The sequence below is a fragment of the Bradyrhizobium sp. 155 genome (assembly GCF_023101105.1).
Classification (GTDB): Bacteria; Pseudomonadota; Alphaproteobacteria; order Rhizobiales; family Xanthobacteraceae; genus Bradyrhizobium; species Bradyrhizobium canariense_D.
Genome location: NZ_CP064704.1, coordinates 1,710,676 through 1,727,329 on the forward strand (window position 1 = coordinate 1,710,676; position 16,654 = coordinate 1,727,329).

Annotated in this window: 17 protein-coding genes; 5 read left to right on the top strand and 12 right to left on the bottom strand. The window is 64.0% G+C overall.

All coding sequences use genetic code 11. The features are described from left to right. Positions 1 to 4 precede the first annotated feature (4 nt). From IVA93_RS08345 to pqqA, 10 genes are all read right to left on the bottom strand, one after another. Complete coding sequence (locus IVA93_RS08345; protein WP_018454076.1) at positions 5 to 1,060, bottom strand: 2-oxoacid:ferredoxin oxidoreductase subunit beta; 1,056 nt, start codon at positions 1,058 to 1,060, stop codon at positions 5 to 7. Further along, a complete protein-coding gene (locus IVA93_RS08350) occupies positions 1,057 to 2,904 on the bottom strand; it encodes a 2-oxoacid:acceptor oxidoreductase subunit alpha (RefSeq protein ID WP_018454077.1) in 1,848 nt (615 codons plus the stop codon). The genes IVA93_RS08345 and IVA93_RS08350 overlap by 4 nt, the downstream gene beginning before the upstream one ends. Continuing rightward, complete coding sequence (locus tag IVA93_RS08355; RefSeq protein WP_018454078.1) at positions 2,874 to 4,673, bottom strand: FAD-dependent oxidoreductase; 1,800 nt, start codon at positions 4,671 to 4,673, stop codon at positions 2,874 to 2,876. The genes IVA93_RS08350 and IVA93_RS08355 overlap by 31 nt, the downstream gene beginning before the upstream one ends. 232 nt (positions 4,674 to 4,905) lie before the next feature. Then, positions 4,906 to 5,583 carry a DUF4286 family protein gene (locus IVA93_RS08360; protein WP_018454079.1) on the bottom strand — a complete coding sequence of 226 codons (678 nt, stop codon included), beginning with the start codon at positions 5,581 to 5,583 and terminating at the stop codon, positions 4,906 to 4,908. A gap of 12 nt (positions 5,584 to 5,595) precedes the next feature. Continuing rightward, entirely contained in the window at positions 5,596 to 6,582 is a 987-nt protein-coding gene (pip, locus tag IVA93_RS08365) for a prolyl aminopeptidase (RefSeq protein WP_018454080.1), read from the bottom strand. Beyond that, a complete protein-coding gene (pqqE, locus tag IVA93_RS08370; protein ID WP_018454081.1) occupies positions 6,572 to 7,771 on the bottom strand; it encodes a pyrroloquinoline quinone biosynthesis protein PqqE in 1,200 nt (399 codons plus the stop codon). The genes pip and pqqE overlap by 11 nt, the downstream gene beginning before the upstream one ends. After that, entirely contained in the window at positions 7,768 to 8,079 is a 312-nt protein-coding gene (gene pqqD / locus IVA93_RS08375; RefSeq protein ID WP_007613770.1) for a pyrroloquinoline quinone biosynthesis peptide chaperone PqqD, read from the bottom strand. The genes pqqE and pqqD overlap by 4 nt, the downstream gene beginning before the upstream one ends. Before the next feature lie 10 nt (positions 8,080 to 8,089). Then, positions 8,090 to 8,857 carry a pyrroloquinoline-quinone synthase PqqC gene (gene pqqC, locus IVA93_RS08380; RefSeq protein WP_018454082.1) on the bottom strand — a complete coding sequence of 256 codons (768 nt, stop codon included), beginning with the start codon at positions 8,855 to 8,857 and terminating at the stop codon, positions 8,090 to 8,092. A 20-nt stretch (positions 8,858 to 8,877) separates the two neighbouring features. Continuing rightward, positions 8,878 to 9,807 carry a pyrroloquinoline quinone biosynthesis protein PqqB gene (gene pqqB / locus IVA93_RS08385; RefSeq protein WP_085361488.1) on the bottom strand — a complete coding sequence of 310 codons (930 nt, stop codon included), beginning with the start codon at positions 9,805 to 9,807 and terminating at the stop codon, positions 8,878 to 8,880. A gap of 118 nt (positions 9,808 to 9,925) precedes the next feature. Then, positions 9,926 to 10,006 (bottom strand): pyrroloquinoline quinone precursor peptide PqqA, encoded by an 81-nt coding sequence (gene pqqA / locus IVA93_RS08390; RefSeq protein WP_007595659.1) that lies wholly within the window; start codon positions 10,004 to 10,006, stop codon positions 9,926 to 9,928. 250 nt (positions 10,007 to 10,256) lie between these two features. On the opposite strand from pqqA, the gene IVA93_RS08395 reads away from it, so the two are divergent. From IVA93_RS08395 to tarD, 5 genes are all read left to right on the top strand, one after another. Next, entirely contained in the window at positions 10,257 to 10,514 is a 258-nt protein-coding gene (locus IVA93_RS08395) for a DUF6894 family protein (RefSeq protein WP_007613759.1), read from the top strand. A 104-nt stretch (positions 10,515 to 10,618) separates the two neighbouring features. Beyond that, positions 10,619 to 12,019, top strand: coding sequence for an amidase family protein (locus IVA93_RS08400; protein WP_026232668.1), 1,401 nt, complete (start codon positions 10,619 to 10,621; stop codon positions 12,017 to 12,019). A 2-nt stretch (positions 12,020 to 12,021) separates the two neighbouring features. Next, positions 12,022 to 12,498, top strand: coding sequence for a glutathione peroxidase (locus IVA93_RS08405; protein WP_018454085.1), 477 nt, complete (start codon positions 12,022 to 12,024; stop codon positions 12,496 to 12,498). Further along, entirely contained in the window at positions 12,495 to 12,752 is a 258-nt protein-coding gene (locus tag IVA93_RS08410; protein WP_007613756.1) for a DUF3297 family protein, read from the top strand. Before IVA93_RS08405 ends, IVA93_RS08410 begins: the two co-directional genes overlap by 4 nt. 144 nt (positions 12,753 to 12,896) lie before the next feature. Next, the gene (tarD, locus tag IVA93_RS08415; protein WP_247789745.1) at positions 12,897 to 14,066 is read left to right on the top strand and encodes a D(-)-tartrate dehydratase; all 1,170 of its coding nucleotides are present in this window, start codon (positions 12,897 to 12,899) and stop codon (positions 14,064 to 14,066) included. 189 nt (positions 14,067 to 14,255) lie between these two features. On the opposite strand, the gene IVA93_RS08420 is transcribed toward tarD, so the two are convergent. Both IVA93_RS08420 and IVA93_RS08425 read right to left on the bottom strand, forming a co-directional pair. Then, positions 14,256 to 15,608, bottom strand: coding sequence for a malonyl-CoA decarboxylase (locus IVA93_RS08420; RefSeq protein ID WP_085351884.1), 1,353 nt, complete (start codon positions 15,606 to 15,608; stop codon positions 14,256 to 14,258). Between the two features lie 171 nt (positions 15,609 to 15,779). Beyond that, on the bottom strand, positions 15,780 to 16,631 hold the full coding sequence (locus tag IVA93_RS08425) for an AraC family transcriptional regulator (protein ID WP_026232669.1): 852 nt from the start codon (positions 16,629 to 16,631) through the stop codon (positions 15,780 to 15,782). Positions 16,632 to 16,654 lie beyond the last annotated feature (23 nt).

The following is a 16,654-nucleotide window of genomic DNA, read 5'->3' on the forward strand; positions in this document are numbered from 1 at the left end:
GCAATCACCGCAGGCTGGCGTTGAACTTGTCCAGCGCCGCCGAGCCCGGGCAGAGCGTGTCGGCTTCCAGCGTGTTGAGCGGCGTTTCGACCGTGTTGAGATGCTCGTGCAGGTCTTCCGCGTCGGGATCGACATAGAGCAGGCCGGTGACGATCTGTCCCTTGGCGGCGTGCTTTTGCAGGAAGGTCTGGGCGCCGAGCCGGTCGTGCGGATCGTAGTCGGCGTCGATCTTGCGCAGCGCGATCCTGCTGCCGTCATGCTGCTCGACCATTTGCACGGTGCCCGGTGCGTAATCCACCGCAATCGGATCGCGGCCGACCAGCACATCGAGCCGGTTCACCGCGTCATTGTGCTCGCGGACATAGTCGAAGCTCTTGGTCGAGCCGGCATGGTTGTTGAAGGCGATGCAGGGGCTGATGACGTCGATGAACGACGCGCCCTTGTGGCGGATCGCGGCCGCGATCAGCGGCACGAGCTGGGTCTTGTCGCCGGAGAACGAGCGCGCGACGAAAGTCGCTCCCAACTGCAGCGCGATCGCGACGAGGTCGATGGCGTTGTCGGTGTTGGTGACGCCCTTCTTGGACTTCGAGCCGCGGTCGGCGGTCGCCGAGAACTGGCCCTTGGTCAAACCGTAGACGCCGTTGTTCTCGACGATATAGGTCATGTTGACGCCGCGCCGGATCGAATGCGCGAACTGGCCGAAGCCGATCGAGGCGGAATCGCCGTCGCCGGAGACGCCGAGATAGATCAGGTCGCGATTGGCGAGATTGGCGCCGGTCAGGACGCTGGGCATGCGGCCGTGCACGGAGTTGAAGCCGTGCGAATTGCCGAGAAAATAGTCCGGCGTCTTCGACGAGCAGCCGATACCCGAAATCTTGGCGACCCGGTGCGGCTCGATCGAAAGCTCATAGCAGGCCTCGATGATGGAGGCCGTGATAGAGTCATGGCCACAGCCGGCGCACAGCGTCGAGATCTTGCCCTCGTAATCGCGATGGGTGTAGCCGAGCTCGTTCTTCTTCAGCCCGGGATGGTGGAATTTCGGCTTTGCAATGTAGGTCATGACACGGTCTTGCGGAGCGGGGTCACCTTGATGTGATCCTGGTGGTCGCCAATGGCTTTTGCGATGAAGCGGGCGGTGATCGGCGAGCCGTCGTAATGCACGATCGGCACCAGCCGCACCGGGTCGATGCCGTTTTCGTTGACGATGAGCTGGCGCAGCTGGCTGTCGCGATTCTGCTCGACCACATAGACGAAATCGTGCTCGGCGAGGAAGCTCGCCACGCTGGAGTGGAACGGGAAGGCGCGGATGCGCAGGCGGTCGAGCTGATGCCCGCGCGCTTCCAGCAATCCGATCGCCTCGTCCATCGCCGGCGTGGTCGAGCCGAAATAGATCACGCCGTATTTGGTTGGCCGTTCCGCATTGGCCTGGAGCGGCCGCGGCACCAGATCCTGCGCGGTCTCGAACTTGCGCATCAGGCGCTGCATGTTGTCGGCGTAGACCGAGCCCTCTTCGGAGTAACGCGCATAGCGGTCGCGCGACGTGCCGCGGGTAAAATAGGAGCCCTTGGTCGGATGCGTGCCGGGATAGGTTCGGTAGGGGATGCCGTCGCCGTCGACGTCGAGATAGCGGCCGAAATCGCGGCCTTCGTCCAGCATCTCCGCGGTCATCACCTTGCCGCGGTCATATTGCTTGGCGTCGTCCCATTTCAGCGGACGGCAGAGCCGGTGGTTCATGCCGATGTCGAGGTCGAGCATCAGGAAGATGGTGGTCTGAAGCCGCTCGGCGAGATCGAAAGCCGCGGCCGCGAACTCGAACGCTTCGGCGGGATCTTCGGGGAACAGCAGCACATGCTTGGTGTCGCCATGCGAAGCATAGGCGCAGGCGATGATGTCGCATTGCTGGGTGCGGGTCGGCATGCCGGTCGAGGGACCGGCGCGCTGGATGTTCATGATCACGGCCGGGATTTCGGCGAAATACGACAGCCCGATGAACTCGGTCATCAGCGAGATGCCGGGGCCGGAGGTCGCGGTGAAGGCGCGCGCGCCGTTCCAGGAGGCGCCGATCACGATGCCGATCGAGGCGAGCTCGTCCTCGCCCTGCACGATGGCGTATTTCGCCTTTCCGGTCTCCGGGTCGTGCCGGTACTTCTTGCAGTGGGCGGTGAAAGCTTCTGCCACCGACGAGGACGGCGTGATCGGATACCAGGCGCACACCGTGGCGCCGCCATAGACGGCGCCAAGCGCGGCGGCGCTGTTGCCTTCGATGAAGATGCGGTCGCCGACCTTGTCGGACTTCTTCACCCGCAGCCCGGTCGGGCATTTCAGGTTTTGCACCGCCCAGTCGCGGCCGAGATGCAGCGCGTGGACGTTGGACGAGAGCAGCTTCTCCTTGCCCTTGTACTGCTCGCCGATCAGCTGCTCGATCAGCTTCGGATCCATGTCGAGCAGCGCCGAGAGCGCCCCGAGATAGATGATGTTCTTGAACAGCTGGCGCTGGCGCGGATCGGTATAGGTCGAGTTGGTGATCGCGGTCAGGGGGACGCCGATCACGGTGATGTCGTCGCGGAATTTGGTCGACGGCATCGGCTTGGTGGAATCATAGAACAGGTAGCCGCCGGGCTCGATGCCGGCGACGTCCTTGTCCCAGGTCTGCGGGTTCATGGCGACCATCATGTCGACGCCGCCGCGGGCGCCGAGATGGCCGTCTTCGGTCACCCGCACCTCGTACCAGGTCGGCAGGCCCTGGATGTTGGAGGGGAAGATGTTACGGGGGCTCACCGGAACGCCGTGGCGCAGGATCGCGCGCGCAAACATCTCGTTGGCGCTGGCCGAGCCGGATCCGTTGACGTTGGCGAAGCGGACGACGAAGTCGTTTACGCTGCTGATCGGCTTTTTGTCGGACATGCTGAACCTGCGTGAGTCATCTCGATCAAATATTTCTGCATGTCCCAGGCGCCGGTGGGGCAGCGCTCGGCGCACAGCCCGCAATGCAGGCAGACATCCTCGTCCTTCACCATCACGCGCCCGGTCTTGAGGTCGCTGGACACATAGAGATCCTGGTCCGGATGCAGCGAGGGTGCTTTCAGGCGCTGACGGAGATCGCCTTCCTCGCCGTTGTCCGTGAAGGTGATGCAATCCATCGGACAGATGTCGACGCAGGCATCGCACTCGATGCAGAGCGAGGTCGAGAACACGGTCTGGACGTCGCAGTTCAGGCAGCGATGAGCTTCGCCCAGCGCCAGCTTGACGTCATAGCCGAGCTCGACCTCGGTGCGGATGTCCTTCAGCGCGATCACCTTGTCGCGATGCGGCACCTTGTAGCGCTTGTCGTTGGAGATGTCGTTGTCATAGCTCCATTCGTGGATGCCCATCTTCTGCGAGGAGATGTACACGTCGGGCAATGGCCGCTCGGTGATGTCCTCGCCCGAGAGCATTTTGTGGATCGACAGCGCGGCGTCATGGCCCTGCGCCACCGCCCAGATGATGTTTTTCGGCCCGAACGCGGCGTCGCCGCCGAAGAACACCTTCGGGTTGGTCGAGACGAAGGTTTGCGGATCGACCTTGGGCATGTGCCATTTATCGAACTCGATGCCGCAGTCCTGCTCGATCCAGGGGAAGGCGTTCTCCTGGCCGACCGCGACCAGCACGTCGTCGCATTCGATGGTCTGGTCCGGCTCGCCCGAGGGGACGAGGTTGCGGCGGCCCTTGGCGTCGTATTCGGCCTTCACCTTCTGGAAGGTGATGCCGGTGAGCTTGCCGTTTTCGTGGACGAACGCTGTGGGAACGAGGAAATTGAGGATCGGAATGTCTTCGTGGAGCGCGTCTTCCTTCTCCCAGGGCGAGGCCTTCATTTCCTCGAAGCCGGAGCGCACGACGACCTTCACCTCTTCGCCGCCGAGGCGACGCGCAGTGCGGCAGCAATCCATCGCGGTGTTGCCGCCGCCGAGCACGATGACGCGCTTGCCGATCTTGTCGGTATGACCGAACGAGACCGAGGACAGCCAGTCGATGCCGATATGGACGTTGGCGGCTGCTTCCTTGCGTCCGGGGATGTCGAGTTCGCGGCCGCGCGGTGCGCCGGAGCCGACGAAGATTGCGTCGTACTTCTCCGCGAGCAGCGCCTTCATGCTCTCGATGCGATGGCCGCCCTTGAAGTCGACGCCGAGACCCAGGATGTAGCCGGTCTCCTCGTCGATGACCGAATCCGGCAGGCGGAATTTCGGGATCTGCGAGCGCATCATGCCGCCGGCTTGGGCATCGGCGTCGAACACGGTGCAGTGATAGCCGAGCGGCGCGAGATCGCGGGCGACCGTCAGCGAAGCGGGACCACCGCCCACGAATGCAACGCGCTTGCCGTTCTTGGCCGAGGGGCGCGGCAAGCGCTGCGTGATGTCGTCCTTGAAGTCGGCGGCGACGCGCTTCAGGCGGCAGATCGCGACCGGCGTCTCCTCGACGCGTCCGCGGCGGCACGCCGGCTCGCATGGACGATCGCAGGTCCGTCCCAGAATTCCTGGAAACACGTTCGATTTCCAATTGATCATATAGGCGTCGCTGTAGCGGCCTTGGGCGATCAGTCGGATGTATTCGGGAACGGGAGTGTGCGCAGGACAGGCCCATTGGCAATCGACCACTTTGTGAAAGTAGTCGGGGGCCGCAATATCGGTCGGTTTCATTCCTACCCTGTCCGCGCAGGCTCAAAGACCCCGCGGCCTTTTCTTGAGCTTGCGAACGCTAACGCGCGGCGATCTGGTTTCTGAATGACGTCATTGGGTTAGCTTATTAGAACCGCTCCGAAGTACAACGGCAAATTTCGCGCTTCCCCTCTTTCATGGGAGCTACGCGCGCACAGATTAACGGCCGTGCGCAGTATGTCGCGGTGCAGCATGTTGCGATGCGTCCAATGGCTTAGTTGCGCGCGATGTCGCTCTTCGCGAGGTCCCACATCAGGCAGTAGGAGCCGACCGACACGGGAAGCGGGAATGGCGAGGCGGCAGGGCCGGTGAAGCGCTCGGCGATCACGGACGAGACCGCGCCGACATGCGTGCCGTCGATCAGCACGAACCAGTCGCGCGCGCCTTCGTTGCGCACCGCCGGAATATCCGCGGTCGCGCCTGATAGTTCCGGCTCGCTTTCGAGCAGATGCATGGAGATGATGCCGTCGTGTTTTTCCGGCGCCAGCCGTTCTTGCAGTGCGTCACGCCACGCGACTGCATTGTCCGCCGTCGGCCGCAGCCGCACGAGGCCGAGCGCCGCGCCGCGTCCGGTACCGTTGCTGATCGTGATGCGGGCGACCACGCGGAGCATGTCCTTGAAATGCGCCATGCTCCGCCGCGACCATTCGGTCTGACTGGCGAGCCTCGCCCGGTAGGCGGGACTGTCGAGCACGTCGAGCGTCGCGGTTGAATACAGCGAGAGATATTTGGGATTGGCGGCGTGCGCGACATAGCGCCGCGCTTCGAGAAAGCCCTCGATCGCAACGCGCTCTTCCAGATGCTCGCGATCGTACCAGCGGTTGAAATCGGGTTCATTTGGAACGTCGATATTCATCGACGTGAGCAACATGCCCTTCCCGGCGAGTGGCATTTTCTTGTCCCGCTATCGCGAAATCTTCGAAGCGATATCTGCGATCGACTTCATGACCGCGTCCCGCACGCCGGTATCATAGAGCGAATGGCCGGCTTCTTCCACGATGCGAATCTCGGAACCCGGCCACACTTTCGCGAGCGCCTGCGATGTCTCGGGAGGGCACAACAGATCGTAGCGGCCCTGGACGATGATGCCGGGAATGCCGTTGAGCTTGCCGGCGTTCCGCAACAACTCGTTCTCCGTCATGAAGCTGTCTTGGACGAAATAATGCGCCTCCATGAACGGCGTCGCCGGCAATGTGCGCCACACGTTCAGCGACGCCAGATCCAGCCGTGTCTTTGCCGCCTTGTGCTCCGACAAGGCGCGTTCGGTATCGTGCCAGGCGCGCGAGGCCGGGCCATGCACCGCCGGATCGGGATCGAGGATGCGGCGATAGTAGGCTTCCACCGGTTGCGCGCGCTCCTCTACCGGCAGCACGCTCAGAAAATCGTCGTAGAGCGCGGGGTAGAATTGCGACAGGCGCGAGGTGAAGGCGATCTCGACTTCAGCACGCGTGCCGAGAAAGGTCGCGCGCAGCGCAATTCCGGAGACGCGCTCGGGATGCGCCTGCGCATAAGCCAGCGCCAGCGTCGCGCCCCAGGAGCCGCCGACCACCATCCAGCGCGCGACGCCGAATTTCTCGCGGATCTTTTCCATGTCCGCGATCAGATGCTGCGTGGTGTTGTGTGCGCGCGATCCCTTCGGCCGGCTGCGACCGCAGCCGCGCTGGTCGAACAGCACGGCATGAAAACGGTCGGGATCAAACAGCCGGCGGTGGTCGGGCTGGCAGCCGCTGCCGGGGCCGCCATGCAGATAGACCGCCGGGATTCCGTCGGTGCGGCCGACGCTCTCGACATAGAGCTCGTGGCCGCCGCCGACGTCGAGCATTTCGGAGGTCAGCGGTGCAAAGGGATCGGCGCGCTTGACTGAGCTGGCCGCGTCGGCGTCAGGCACCATTCTCGGATTCCAGGGTGCCGCCGGCGAAATTGCGATAGAGGAAGCGGTTGGTTTCGCCCTCAGCCTCGCGCTCGGCCTGCTTGAAGATGGTCTCGTGCAGCGGCGACAGCGCGCAGGCGGGATCGGTGTTGGCGGCGTCGCCGGTCAGCGCAAAGGCCTGGCAGCGGCAGCCGCCGAAATCGATCTCCCGGAATTCGCAACTCTTGCACGGCTCCTTCATCCAGCCGGTGCCGCGGTAGCGGTTGAAGGCGTCCGAGTTCTGCCAGATCCAGGCGATCGAATGGTTGGAGCGCACGGATTCGAAGTCGAGCCCGGTGATGCTCTCGGCGGCGTGGCAGGGCAGCACCTTGCCGGCCGGCGAAATGTTGAAGAACTGCCGACCCCAGCCGCCCATGCACTTCTTCGGCCGCAGCGCGTAATAATCGGGCACGACATAGTCGATCGTGAGCCGGCCCTTCAGCCGCTCGCGCGCCTCCTCGACGATGCGGGTGCACTCGTCGAGCTGCGCCACCGTCGGCATCAGCGCGGCGCGGTTCTTTAGCGCCCAGCCGTAATATTGGACATTGGCGACCTCGAGCCGGTCGGCGTCGAGGTCCACCGACATCTGGATGATATCAGACAGCTGGTGCAGGTTTTGCCGATGCATCACCGCATTCACGGTGAGCGGCAAATCGAGCTCGCGCGTCCATTTTGCGACTTCGAGCTTCTTGCGGTGCCCGTTTTTGTAGCCGCCGACGCGGTCGGCGAGGGCTTCTTCAACGCCCTGAAAACTGATCTGGACGTGGCAGAGCCCGGCATCGGCAAGTTCGCTCAACCGCTCACGCGTCAGCAGCACCGCCGAAGTGATGAGGTTGGTGTAGAGCCCGACGTCGCTCGCATGCTTGACCAGCTCGACGAGGTCCTTGCGCGCCGTCGGCTCGCCGCCGGAGAAATGCACCTGCAGCACGCCGATCTCGGCGAGTTCGCTCAATACCTTCTTCCATTCCTCGGTCGTCAGCTCCTTGCCCGAGCGGTCGAGCTCGACCGGGTTGGAGCAATAGGGACATTGCAGCGGGCAGCGATGGGTGATCTCGAGCAGCACGGCGAGCGGAATGCCGAACGTCTCTGCCGTCGAGCGGCTCTTCTCCAGCACCGCGAGGCTGTCGCTGGCGTCGGGCGGGATGGTGGGATTGCCGAGCACATCGCTCATGACGTCTTCTCCCGGGCCTCCGTGAGAAAGCCCTTGTCGGCGAGATCCTGCAGCATGACGATGACGTCGGCCAGGATCGCCTCGCGCGGCGCGGCGTATTTTGCCGCGAGTTGGTCGGACATTTCGCCGACATTGCGCTCGCCGTCGCAGAGCTGCAAGACCTCGACCGCGATCTCGTCCGGCGCCAGCACGCGTTCGGGCGCCAGGATCACCCAGACTTTTCGCGTCTCGTCATATTTCAGCTTGGCGTGCCGCGGCAGAACCGGCCTGCTCGTCTCGCTGACGCTGATGTGACGCGGCCCGGCCATCGCTCGTTCCTCAGCTCGCCTTTTGGTGTTCTTGGGGCACGAACGCGCCCGGCGGAATATGGCCCTCGACATAGGCGTGTTGCAACGCGTCGAGCTGCACCCATAGCACGTTGGTCTTGAAGATCAGCGCATTGCAGACGGACGCGCGTTGCTCGGGCGTGACGGCATGCGCCTTGACATAGTCGAGCGCAAACCCGGCGTCGCGCGGCGCCTGCGCCAGCCGGCGCTTGAAGTAGCTCATGATATCAGGATTGACGAAGTCGTAGTGCTCCAGCATCCCGGAGATGCGCTCTTCGTGCAGGTTCGGCGCGAACAATTCGGTGAGCGAGGACGCGATCGCCTCCAGCGGCGACTTCTCGCGGCAATAATGCACATAGGCTTCCACCGCAAAGCGCGTCGCCGGCAGGATGCCTTCGGTCGATTCCACGTAAGCTGTGTCCAACCCGAGGCCTTCGGTCAGCTTCAGCCAGCGCTCGATACCGCCTTCGGAGCCGATGTCGCCGTCATGATCCTCGATGCGGTGGCGCCATTCCAGCCGCGTGGCGCGGTCGCGGAAGCGCGAGATCACCACCGCGTCCTTGATCGGGATGGTACTCTGGTAATAGTAGCGGTTCAGCGCCCAGGCCTGCACCTGGCCCTTGTTGAGCTTGCCGCCATGCAGCAGTCTATGGAACGGATGCAGGCTGTGATAGCGCGTCGCACCGATGTGACGCAGCGTCGCCTCCAGCTCCTCGGCGCAAGTGAGCCTGATGTCCTTGCCGATCGAGAGCGCGGTCATTCCAGTCAGTGACGCGGCATTCACAGCACGATCTCCGTTCCGTCCGCGGGTATCTGCCAGCCCGCCGCTTCAGCGGCCTTGCGCTCCGGGGAAGCGGGCAGCAGCGCCGGATTCGAATTATTGATATGCAGAAATATCTTCCTGTCGAGTGTGAGGTCGGCGAGCCGCGCGATGGCGCCGTGGTCGCCGGACATCGCGACGTGGCCCATGCTTTTGCCGGTCTTGTGGCTAAGCCCGGCCTTGATCATCTCGTCGTCCTGCCACACCGTGCCGTCGAAGAACACCAGCGCAGCGCCGTCGATCTCGGCCTTGAGCGCGTCGGTGACCTCGGCGCAGGCGGCGATGAAGTAGAAGCATTTGCCGGTTGCTTTGTCGGTGATCTTCAGCCCCAGCGTATCGCCTTCGCCGCTGTCGCCGCCCGGATGCGTCTTGCCTTCCAGGTACCAGGCCGATTTGCCCGAGACCGCGAAGGGCAGCACCTCAAGTCCTGAGCGCGCCCCGTCCGGCAGCCGCGGCTCGAACGGCTCATTGATGTCGACCGGCAGGCGCTGCACGTTTTTCTCGTTCAGCACATTGAAGATGCTGTTCGCCTTCAGGATCGCCAGCACCTTCTCGTGCGCATAGACCGTGAAGGGCGAACCCTCGCGCATCGACAGCAGGCCGGCCACTGCGTCCACCTCGCTGTTGGTCAGGATCACGCCTGCGATCGGCGTATGGCGCAGCGCGCCTGCCTTCGGATGCAGCTGTGGCGTCGCATTCAATTGCTGGCGGAGGTCGGGGGAGGCGTTGATCAAGAACCAGTGCTCGCCGTCGCCGCTGAAGGCGACCGAGGCTTGGGTCCGTTGCAGCTCTTGGCCGTTATCACGGGCCGTCCGGCAGCCCTCGCAGCCGCAGTTCCATTGCGGCACTCCGCCGCCGGCTGCGGCGCCCAGGACGACGACGCGAAGCATGATCCGTCTCCTGGAGGCAATGTCGCGAGGTGGACCTCACGCAAACACAAATCCTGTCTTCCGGACATGCATCGTGACCGAAAGATCCACCTGCGCAGAACGCGAACTCACCAACCGCTTACTTGCGGGTGGCGCTCACATACATGTTGATTTCCATGCCACAGGGCACTTCGACGATCTTCGGGGCTTTCCAGGCCATTTTCGGCTCTCCATTTTCGAGAATTCGGACGTATCCGCCCAACCCTTAAGTTAGTGCGGGTGGAAAAGTTCGCCAGTGAAATTTTCCCGAGAAAGCCATGTTGCGGCGCGAAAAATGCTGCCGGAACGATACTTGCTGGTGATGCTGCCTTGCGCCCGGCGCATTCGGTCGCGAACCCTGTCCTGATAAAGCGGTTGTGAGTGCAGTGCAGCTTTCAATCCGGTACAGGCGACCCAACTGGAACTCCGTGATGCCCAGATATTTCTTCAACACCCGTATCGGCGACGAACTGATCGTGGATCCTGAGGGAGAGGATTTGCGCAATCCCGATCGCGCCTGGGAGGTTGCCCGCCAGATGATTCTGGAGGTGCTGAGATCGGAAGGCACCCAGCCGGCCCTGCTTGAGGCCGTCATCGAGGTCACCGACCGCGAAGGCGAGATCGTGCTCGAATTCCCCTTCACCGAGGCACTCCTGGACATTCCGGACCAGTCCGCCACCCGGCATTAAGGCTTGCTCTCGCCACCGTCGCAATGGCGGAGGAATCCCTGCGAAATCCGCATGGCTTTGCCGCGTTCCCGGGGCTAAAAGACGCCGGTTACACGGAGCAAGTCATGCAAGATCTCTGGCGCCTGTCGGCGGCCGACCTCGCCAATCTCGTCAAAACCAAAAAGGTCTCCGCCAGGGAGGCCGCGCAGGCCGGCCTCGCCCGGCTCGACGCCGTCAATCCGAGCCTCAACGCCGTGATCGACCACCGGCCCGAGGACGTGCTCAAGCAGGCCGACGCCGTCGATGCCGCCATCGCCAGGGGCGAGGACCCCGGCATGCTGGCCGGAGTGCCCGTGACCATCAAGGCCAATGTCGACCAGGAGGGCTTTGCCACCACCAACGGCCTCAAGCTCCAGCGCGACCTGATCGCGCGCGAGGACAATCCGGTGGTCGCCAATTTCCGCAAAGCCGGCGCCGTTCTGCTTGGGCGCACCAATTGCCCGGCCTTCTCCTATCGCTGGTTCACCACCAACCTGGTCCACGGCGACACCAAGAACCCCCGCGACGCCTCGCTGACGCCGGGCGGCTCGTCCGGCGGCGCGGGCTCGGCGGTCGCGGCCGGCATCGGCCATATCGCCCATGGCACCGACATTGCCGGCTCGATCCGCTATCCCGCCTATGCCTGCGGCGTGCATGGCTTGCGCCCGACCTTGGGCCGCATCCCGGCCTTCAATCCGGCCCTGCCGGAGCGCCCGATCGGGCCGCAGATCATGGCGGTGTCGGGGCCGCTGGCGCGCACCGTCAACGACATCAGGATTTCGCTCGCGGCCATGTCGGCCCGCGACATCCGCGATCCCTGGTTTGTGCCGGTGCCGCTGGAAGGCCCCGCGCGGCCGAAGCGCGCCGCGCTCTGTCTCGACCCGGACGGCCTGGCCACCGCGCCCGAGGTGAAGGCCGCCGTCATCGACGCCGGCAAGCGGCTCGAACGGGCCGGCTGGACCGTCGAGACAATCGAGAACACCCCGCCGATGCGCGAAGCGGTCGAGTGGCAGATCAAGCTCTGGCTCGGCGACGGCTATGAGGCGCAGCTCGAGATGGCCGAGCGTGAAGGCGATCCCGGCGCGCTGGCGTGCCTGCGTGGCAACCGTGCCAGGGTCACGCCGATGGACCAGGCCAATTACGCCAAGGCATTGACCCGCCGCGCCAGGCTGACCCGCGACTGGATGCTGTTCTTCGAGACCTATGCCGTGCTGCTGACGCCGGTCTCCGGCGAACTGCCGTTCCCCGATCATCTCGACCGCAAGGACGACTCTTCCTTCAAACGCGTCTGGGAAGCGCAGTTGCCGCAGATCGCCATTCCCTTCATGGGCCTGCCGGGCCTCGTGGTCTCCACGGGCCTCGTCGGCAAGGCGCCGGTCGGCGTGCACATCGTGTCGGGCCGCTATCGCGAGGATCTCTGCCTGCTCGCAGGCGAGGCGATCGAGGCGGGCGGCGTGCCGCCGTCGCCGATCGATCCCGTAGGTTAGCGATGTCCGCGATCTACGACTTCAAGGCCAACTCGCTTCTCGGCGAAGAAGTGCCGATGCGCAGCTTCGAGGGGCAGGTGCTGCTGATCGTCAACACCGCGAGCAAATGCGGCTTCACGCCGCAATATCGCGGGCTGGAGGATCTGCATCGCGACCTGTCCCCGCGCGGCTTCTCGGTGCTCGGCTTTCCCTGCAACCAGTTCGGTGCGCAGGAGCCAGGGCAGGCGAGCGAGATCCAGGCGTTCTGCTCGACCAATTACGACGTCACCTTTCCCCTGTTCGAGAAGATCGACGTCAACGGCAGCAATGCCCATCCGTTGTATGAGTACCTGAAACGCCAGCAATCCGGCCTGCTGGGCGCCTCCATCAAATGGAATTTCACGAAATTCCTGGTGGACCGCGCCGGCAAGGTGGTTTCGCGCTATGCGCCGACCGCGCGGCCCGAAGGATTGCGGCAGCAAATCGAGACCCTGTTATGAGCGAGACAATCATGAGCGACGAATTTCCGGACCGCCTCTCGGTCGATCCGAACAGCCCCTTTTACAATGCGGACATTCTGGCGCGCGACGTCGGCATCCGCTTCAAGGGTGTCGAGAAGACCAATGTCGAGGAATACTGCATCAGCGAAGGCTGGGTCCGCGTCACCGCAGGCAACGCCAAGGACCGCCACGGCAACCCGCTGACCATCAAGGTGCACGGCCCGGTCGAGCCGTATTTCAGGGATAAGAAGTAGTTTTGGAATGCGAAGCGTGCTTGGGGCACGCCGTCATGCCCGGGCTTGTCCCGGGCATCCACGTTCTTCGAGCGGCTAAGACGTGGATGGCCGGGACAAGCCCGGCCATGACGAGAGGAGGGAGCCCGCAGAAAGCCAAACCCCATGTCCGTCCGCATCGTCGACGTCCGCGAGATCACGAAGCCGATCTCTTCGCCGATCCGCAACGCCTATATCGATTTCACCAAGATGACGACGAGCCTGGTGGCCGTCGTCACCGACGTCGTTCGCGACGGCAAGCGCGTCGTCGGCTACGGCTTCAACTCCAACGGCCGCTACGGGCAGGGCGGCCTGATCCGCGAGCGTTTTGCCTCGCGCATCCTGGAGGCCGATCCGAAATCGCTGCTGAACGCGGCCGGCGACAATCTCGACCCCGACAAGGTCTGGGCCGCGATGATGACCAACGAGAAGCCGGGCGGTCACGGCGAGCGCTCGGTCGCGGTCGGCACCATCGACATGGCGGTGTGGGATGCGGTCGCGAAGATTGCGGGCCAGCCGCTGTTTCGCCTGCTGGCTGAGCGTCACGGCGTCAAAGCCAATCCGCGCGTGTTCGTCTACGCTGCCGGCGGCTACTACTATCCCGGCAAGGACCTCTCGATGCTGCGCGGCGAGATGCGAGGCTATCTCGATCGCGGCTACAACGTCGTGAAGATGAAGATCGGCGGCGCTGATATCGAGGACGACCGCACCCGCATCGAAGCGGTGCTGAAGGAAATCGGCAAGGACGCGCAGCTCGCCGTCGACGCCAACGGCCGCTTCGATCTCGAGGCCGGCATCGCCTATGCCAAGATGCTGCGGGATTATCCCTTGTTCTGGTACGAGGAAGTTGGCGACCCCCTCGACTACGCGCTGCAGGCAGCCCTCGCCGAATTCTATCCGGGCCCGATGGCAACAGGCGAAAACCTGTTCAGCCACCAGGATGCCCGCAATTTGATTCGCTACGGCGGCATGCGCCCCGACCGCGACTGGCTGCAATTCGATTGCGCGCTGTCCTACGGCCTGTGCGAATACCAGCGCACGATGGAGGTGCTGAAAACTCATGGCTGGTCGCCGAGCCGCTGCATCCCCCACGGCGGCCACCAGATGTCGCTCAACATCGCAGCCGGCTTAGGCCTTGGCGGCAACGAGAGCTACCCCGACCTGTTCCAGCCCTATGGTGGCTTCCCCGACGGCGTCCGCGTCGAGAACGGCCACATCACCATGCCGGAGCTGTCAGGCATCGGCTTCGAAGGCAAGTCGGATCTCTACAAGGAGATGAAGGCGCTGGCGGAGTAGGGGGCGCGACGGCCACGCCATGCTTTCCGCTGTCATGCCCCGGCTTGACCGGGGCATCCAGTACGCCGTGGCGAATGTGGCGAGAGCGAGCGCTTCAACGGAGGCCTCTGGAATACTGGATCGCCCGGTCAAGCCGGGCGATGACACCGAGATTGTGGACGAACCAACGCAATCAGCCGAGGTCGTCCCTTACGACAGTCGCATATCCAACAGCCGCCGCCCTTCGCCCTTCAAGAGCTTCTTCACCGCGCTCGAGGCCACGACTTCGCCGTCATTGGCGTAGGCTTCGTGGTTCTTCTCGATGTCGTCGAGGCGGTAGAGGTAGTTGACCATCACGCCGGCGGACTCGCGCACGCCCTTCGGCGAGAGATCGCCTAACCAATTGATGCGCTCGAGGCGGGCGCCGTTGCCGAGATGGAAGCGCGCGACGGAGTCGATCAGCTTGCCTTTGGGTGTGCGCGCCTTCAGGAAATAGTGCGCCGCGAGCGGTTCGATCACGCCACGTAGCAGTGTCGTTGTCTCGGGGTTCTCGAACCATTTGGGATCGTCGAGGCGCTTCAGGATCTCGCGGTCCTCGTCCGACAGCGGCAAATCCTTGTCCTGCTTCACCCATGGCATGAAGCCCGGCACCGGCGACAGCGTCACGAAATTGTCGAGCTTGGGCAATTCGCGGCGCAGCTCCTCCACCACCTGCTTGATCAGGAAGCTGCCGAAGGAGATGCCGCCCAGACCGCGCTGGGTGTTGGAGATCGAGTAGAACACGGCGGTACGGGCGCGCTCGATCGGGACGGATGGGCGATCGACCGCGAGCAGCGGCGCGATCGCGCCGGGGATCGTCTCGGTCAACGCGACCTCGACGAAGATCAGGGGCTCGTCCACCATCGCGGGATGGAAGAAGGCGTAGCAGCGGCGGTCGACCGGATCGATGCGGCGGCGCAGATCGTCCCAGTCGCTGATCTCGTGCACGGCCTCATAACGGATGATCTTTTCGAGGATGTTGGCCGGGGTCGACCAGTCGATCCTGCGCAGCACGAGAAACCCCCTGTTGAACCATGACGAGAGAAGATGCGAAACGTCGCGATCGAGTGCGGCGAGATCGGCGTGCCTGTTCATCATGTCGAGCAGGTCGGCGCGCATCTTGACGAGATCGCCGGTGCCGCCGGGTGCGCGGTTGAGGCGGCGGATCAGCTCCTGCCGGCGCGGCTCGGAGGCGAAGTGCAGGGCGCTGGCATCCTCGTCGGCCGGCTTGGCGCGCCATGTCTCGATCGCCTTGGACAGGCGTTCCCGATCCGGGCCGAAATCGCGCACCAGGGCTTCGAAAAAGGCGCGACGTCCCGCCGCATCCAGGTCCTGGTAGATGTCGAGCACCTCACGCGCCATGGCGGTGCCGGAAGCTTCACCCCGGCCCGACAGCAGCGCGCCACAGAGCTCGATCAGCCCATCGGCGTCCGGCTTGGTGTCGGCAGAATCCCCGCGGCGAAGCAGCGTGCGGCCGCGCTCGGAGATGGTAGTAAGTAAGTCGGAGAAGAAGGCGTTGGCCATCGGGGCTTTCGTGTCGGGTTTGTGCGGTGCGGGAATCTTACACGGGATTTGGGCGGAATCCGATCACAATCAAGCGGGGGATTTTGGCAAGTTTAGCGGGGCTATGCGCCCCAAGTGAGTTGTCATGCCCCGGCTTGACCGGGGCATCCAGTACGCCGCAGCTTTTCGCTTCTAGCCGCGCCGTCTCGGAGTACTGGATCGCCCGGTCAAGCCGGGCGATGACACCGAGTGTGTGGCAAACTCCGTCGGCGTCCGTCCCGTCACCTGACGGAACGCGGCCGAAAACGCCGGTACGCTGGCATAGCCGAGCTGGGTCGCGAGCTGCTTCACGGACACATTGGCATCGGTGGACAGCCGCTGGATCGCCGCCGCAATCCTCGCACGCTGGCACCAGCTCTTGAAGCTCAGCTGCGTCTCTGTCGAAAACAGCCGCGACAGTGTGCGCGCGGAGGTTCCGACCTCGCGCGCCAGCGCGTCGATGTCGTGCAGGCCGGTGGGATCGTCGAGCACGATCATGGCCGCGCGCCGGCAGCGCGGCTCGTGTGGCAGCGGCACGAAGGTCGCGGAATCCTCGGCCCGGACCAGTTCCAGCATCACTAGCCGAACCAGCAGATCGGTCCGCTCCTCGGTATTTTGCGCGTCGAACAGCGCGAGGATCGCCTGGTTCAGCAGCGGCGACACCCGCACCACGAATTCCTTGGTCAGTCCCTCATGGCGCTGCGCGCGCTTCAGCCAGGCCAAGTCGAAATACAGCGTCCGCATCTCGATGTCGGCGAGCAGATCGATGGCGTGCTGGAGCCCGGCGGGGACCCAGACCGCGCGGTCCGGCGGCACCAGCCAGCGCCCTCCGGGCGTCGTCACCTGCATGGTGCCCCTGGCGGCATAGATCAGCTGTGCCTCGCGGTGCATATGCGGATCGATCCGCATGCCCTTGGGATAGTCGCGTGCGACCAGATGCACGCCCGCGGGCGAGCGATGATTGCTCCGGACCGCCCGGAGGATTGGCGTCTCGACGACAGTCATTGGCAGCATCCCGTCATGCCCAA

Coding starts and splice junctions, on each gene's coding strand:
- IVA93_RS08345 (WP_018454076.1), bottom strand. CDS start 1,060: ATGACCTACATTGCAAAGCCGAAATTCCACCATCCCGGGCTGAAGAAG.
- IVA93_RS08350 (WP_018454077.1), bottom strand. CDS start 2,904: ATGTCCGACAAAAAGCCGATCAGCAGCGTAAACGACTTCGTCGTCCGC.
- IVA93_RS08355 (WP_018454078.1), bottom strand. CDS start 4,673: ATGAAACCGACCGATATTGCGGCCCCCGACTACTTTCACAAAGTGGTC.
- IVA93_RS08360 (WP_018454079.1), bottom strand. CDS start 5,583: ATGCCACTCGCCGGGAAGGGCATGTTGCTCACGTCGATGAATATCGAC.
- pip (WP_018454080.1), bottom strand. CDS start 6,582: ATGGTGCCTGACGCCGACGCGGCCAGCTCAGTCAAGCGCGCCGATCCC.
- pqqE (WP_018454081.1), bottom strand. CDS start 7,771: ATGAGCGATGTGCTCGGCAATCCCACCATCCCGCCCGACGCCAGCGAC.
- pqqD (WP_007613770.1), bottom strand. CDS start 8,079: ATGGCCGGGCCGCGTCACATCAGCGTCAGCGAGACGAGCAGGCCGGTT.
- pqqC (WP_018454082.1), bottom strand. CDS start 8,857: ATGACCGCGCTCTCGATCGGCAAGGACATCAGGCTCACTTGCGCCGAG.
- pqqB (WP_085361488.1), bottom strand. CDS start 9,807: ATGCTTCGCGTCGTCGTCCTGGGCGCCGCAGCCGGCGGCGGAGTGCCG.
- pqqA (WP_007595659.1), bottom strand. CDS start 10,006: ATGGCCTGGAAAGCCCCGAAGATCGTCGAAGTGCCCTGTGGCATGGAA.
- IVA93_RS08395 (WP_007613759.1), top strand. CDS start 10,257: ATGCCCAGATATTTCTTCAACACCCGTATCGGCGACGAACTGATCGTG.
- IVA93_RS08400 (WP_026232668.1), top strand. CDS start 10,619: ATGCAAGATCTCTGGCGCCTGTCGGCGGCCGACCTCGCCAATCTCGTC.
- IVA93_RS08405 (WP_018454085.1), top strand. CDS start 12,022: ATGTCCGCGATCTACGACTTCAAGGCCAACTCGCTTCTCGGCGAAGAA.
- IVA93_RS08410 (WP_007613756.1), top strand. CDS start 12,495: ATGAGCGAGACAATCATGAGCGACGAATTTCCGGACCGCCTCTCGGTC.
- tarD (WP_247789745.1), top strand. CDS start 12,897: ATGTCCGTCCGCATCGTCGACGTCCGCGAGATCACGAAGCCGATCTCT.
- IVA93_RS08420 (WP_085351884.1), bottom strand. CDS start 15,608: ATGGCCAACGCCTTCTTCTCCGACTTACTTACTACCATCTCCGAGCGC.
- IVA93_RS08425 (WP_026232669.1), bottom strand. CDS start 16,631: ATGACTGTCGTCGAGACGCCAATCCTCCGGGCGGTCCGGAGCAATCAT.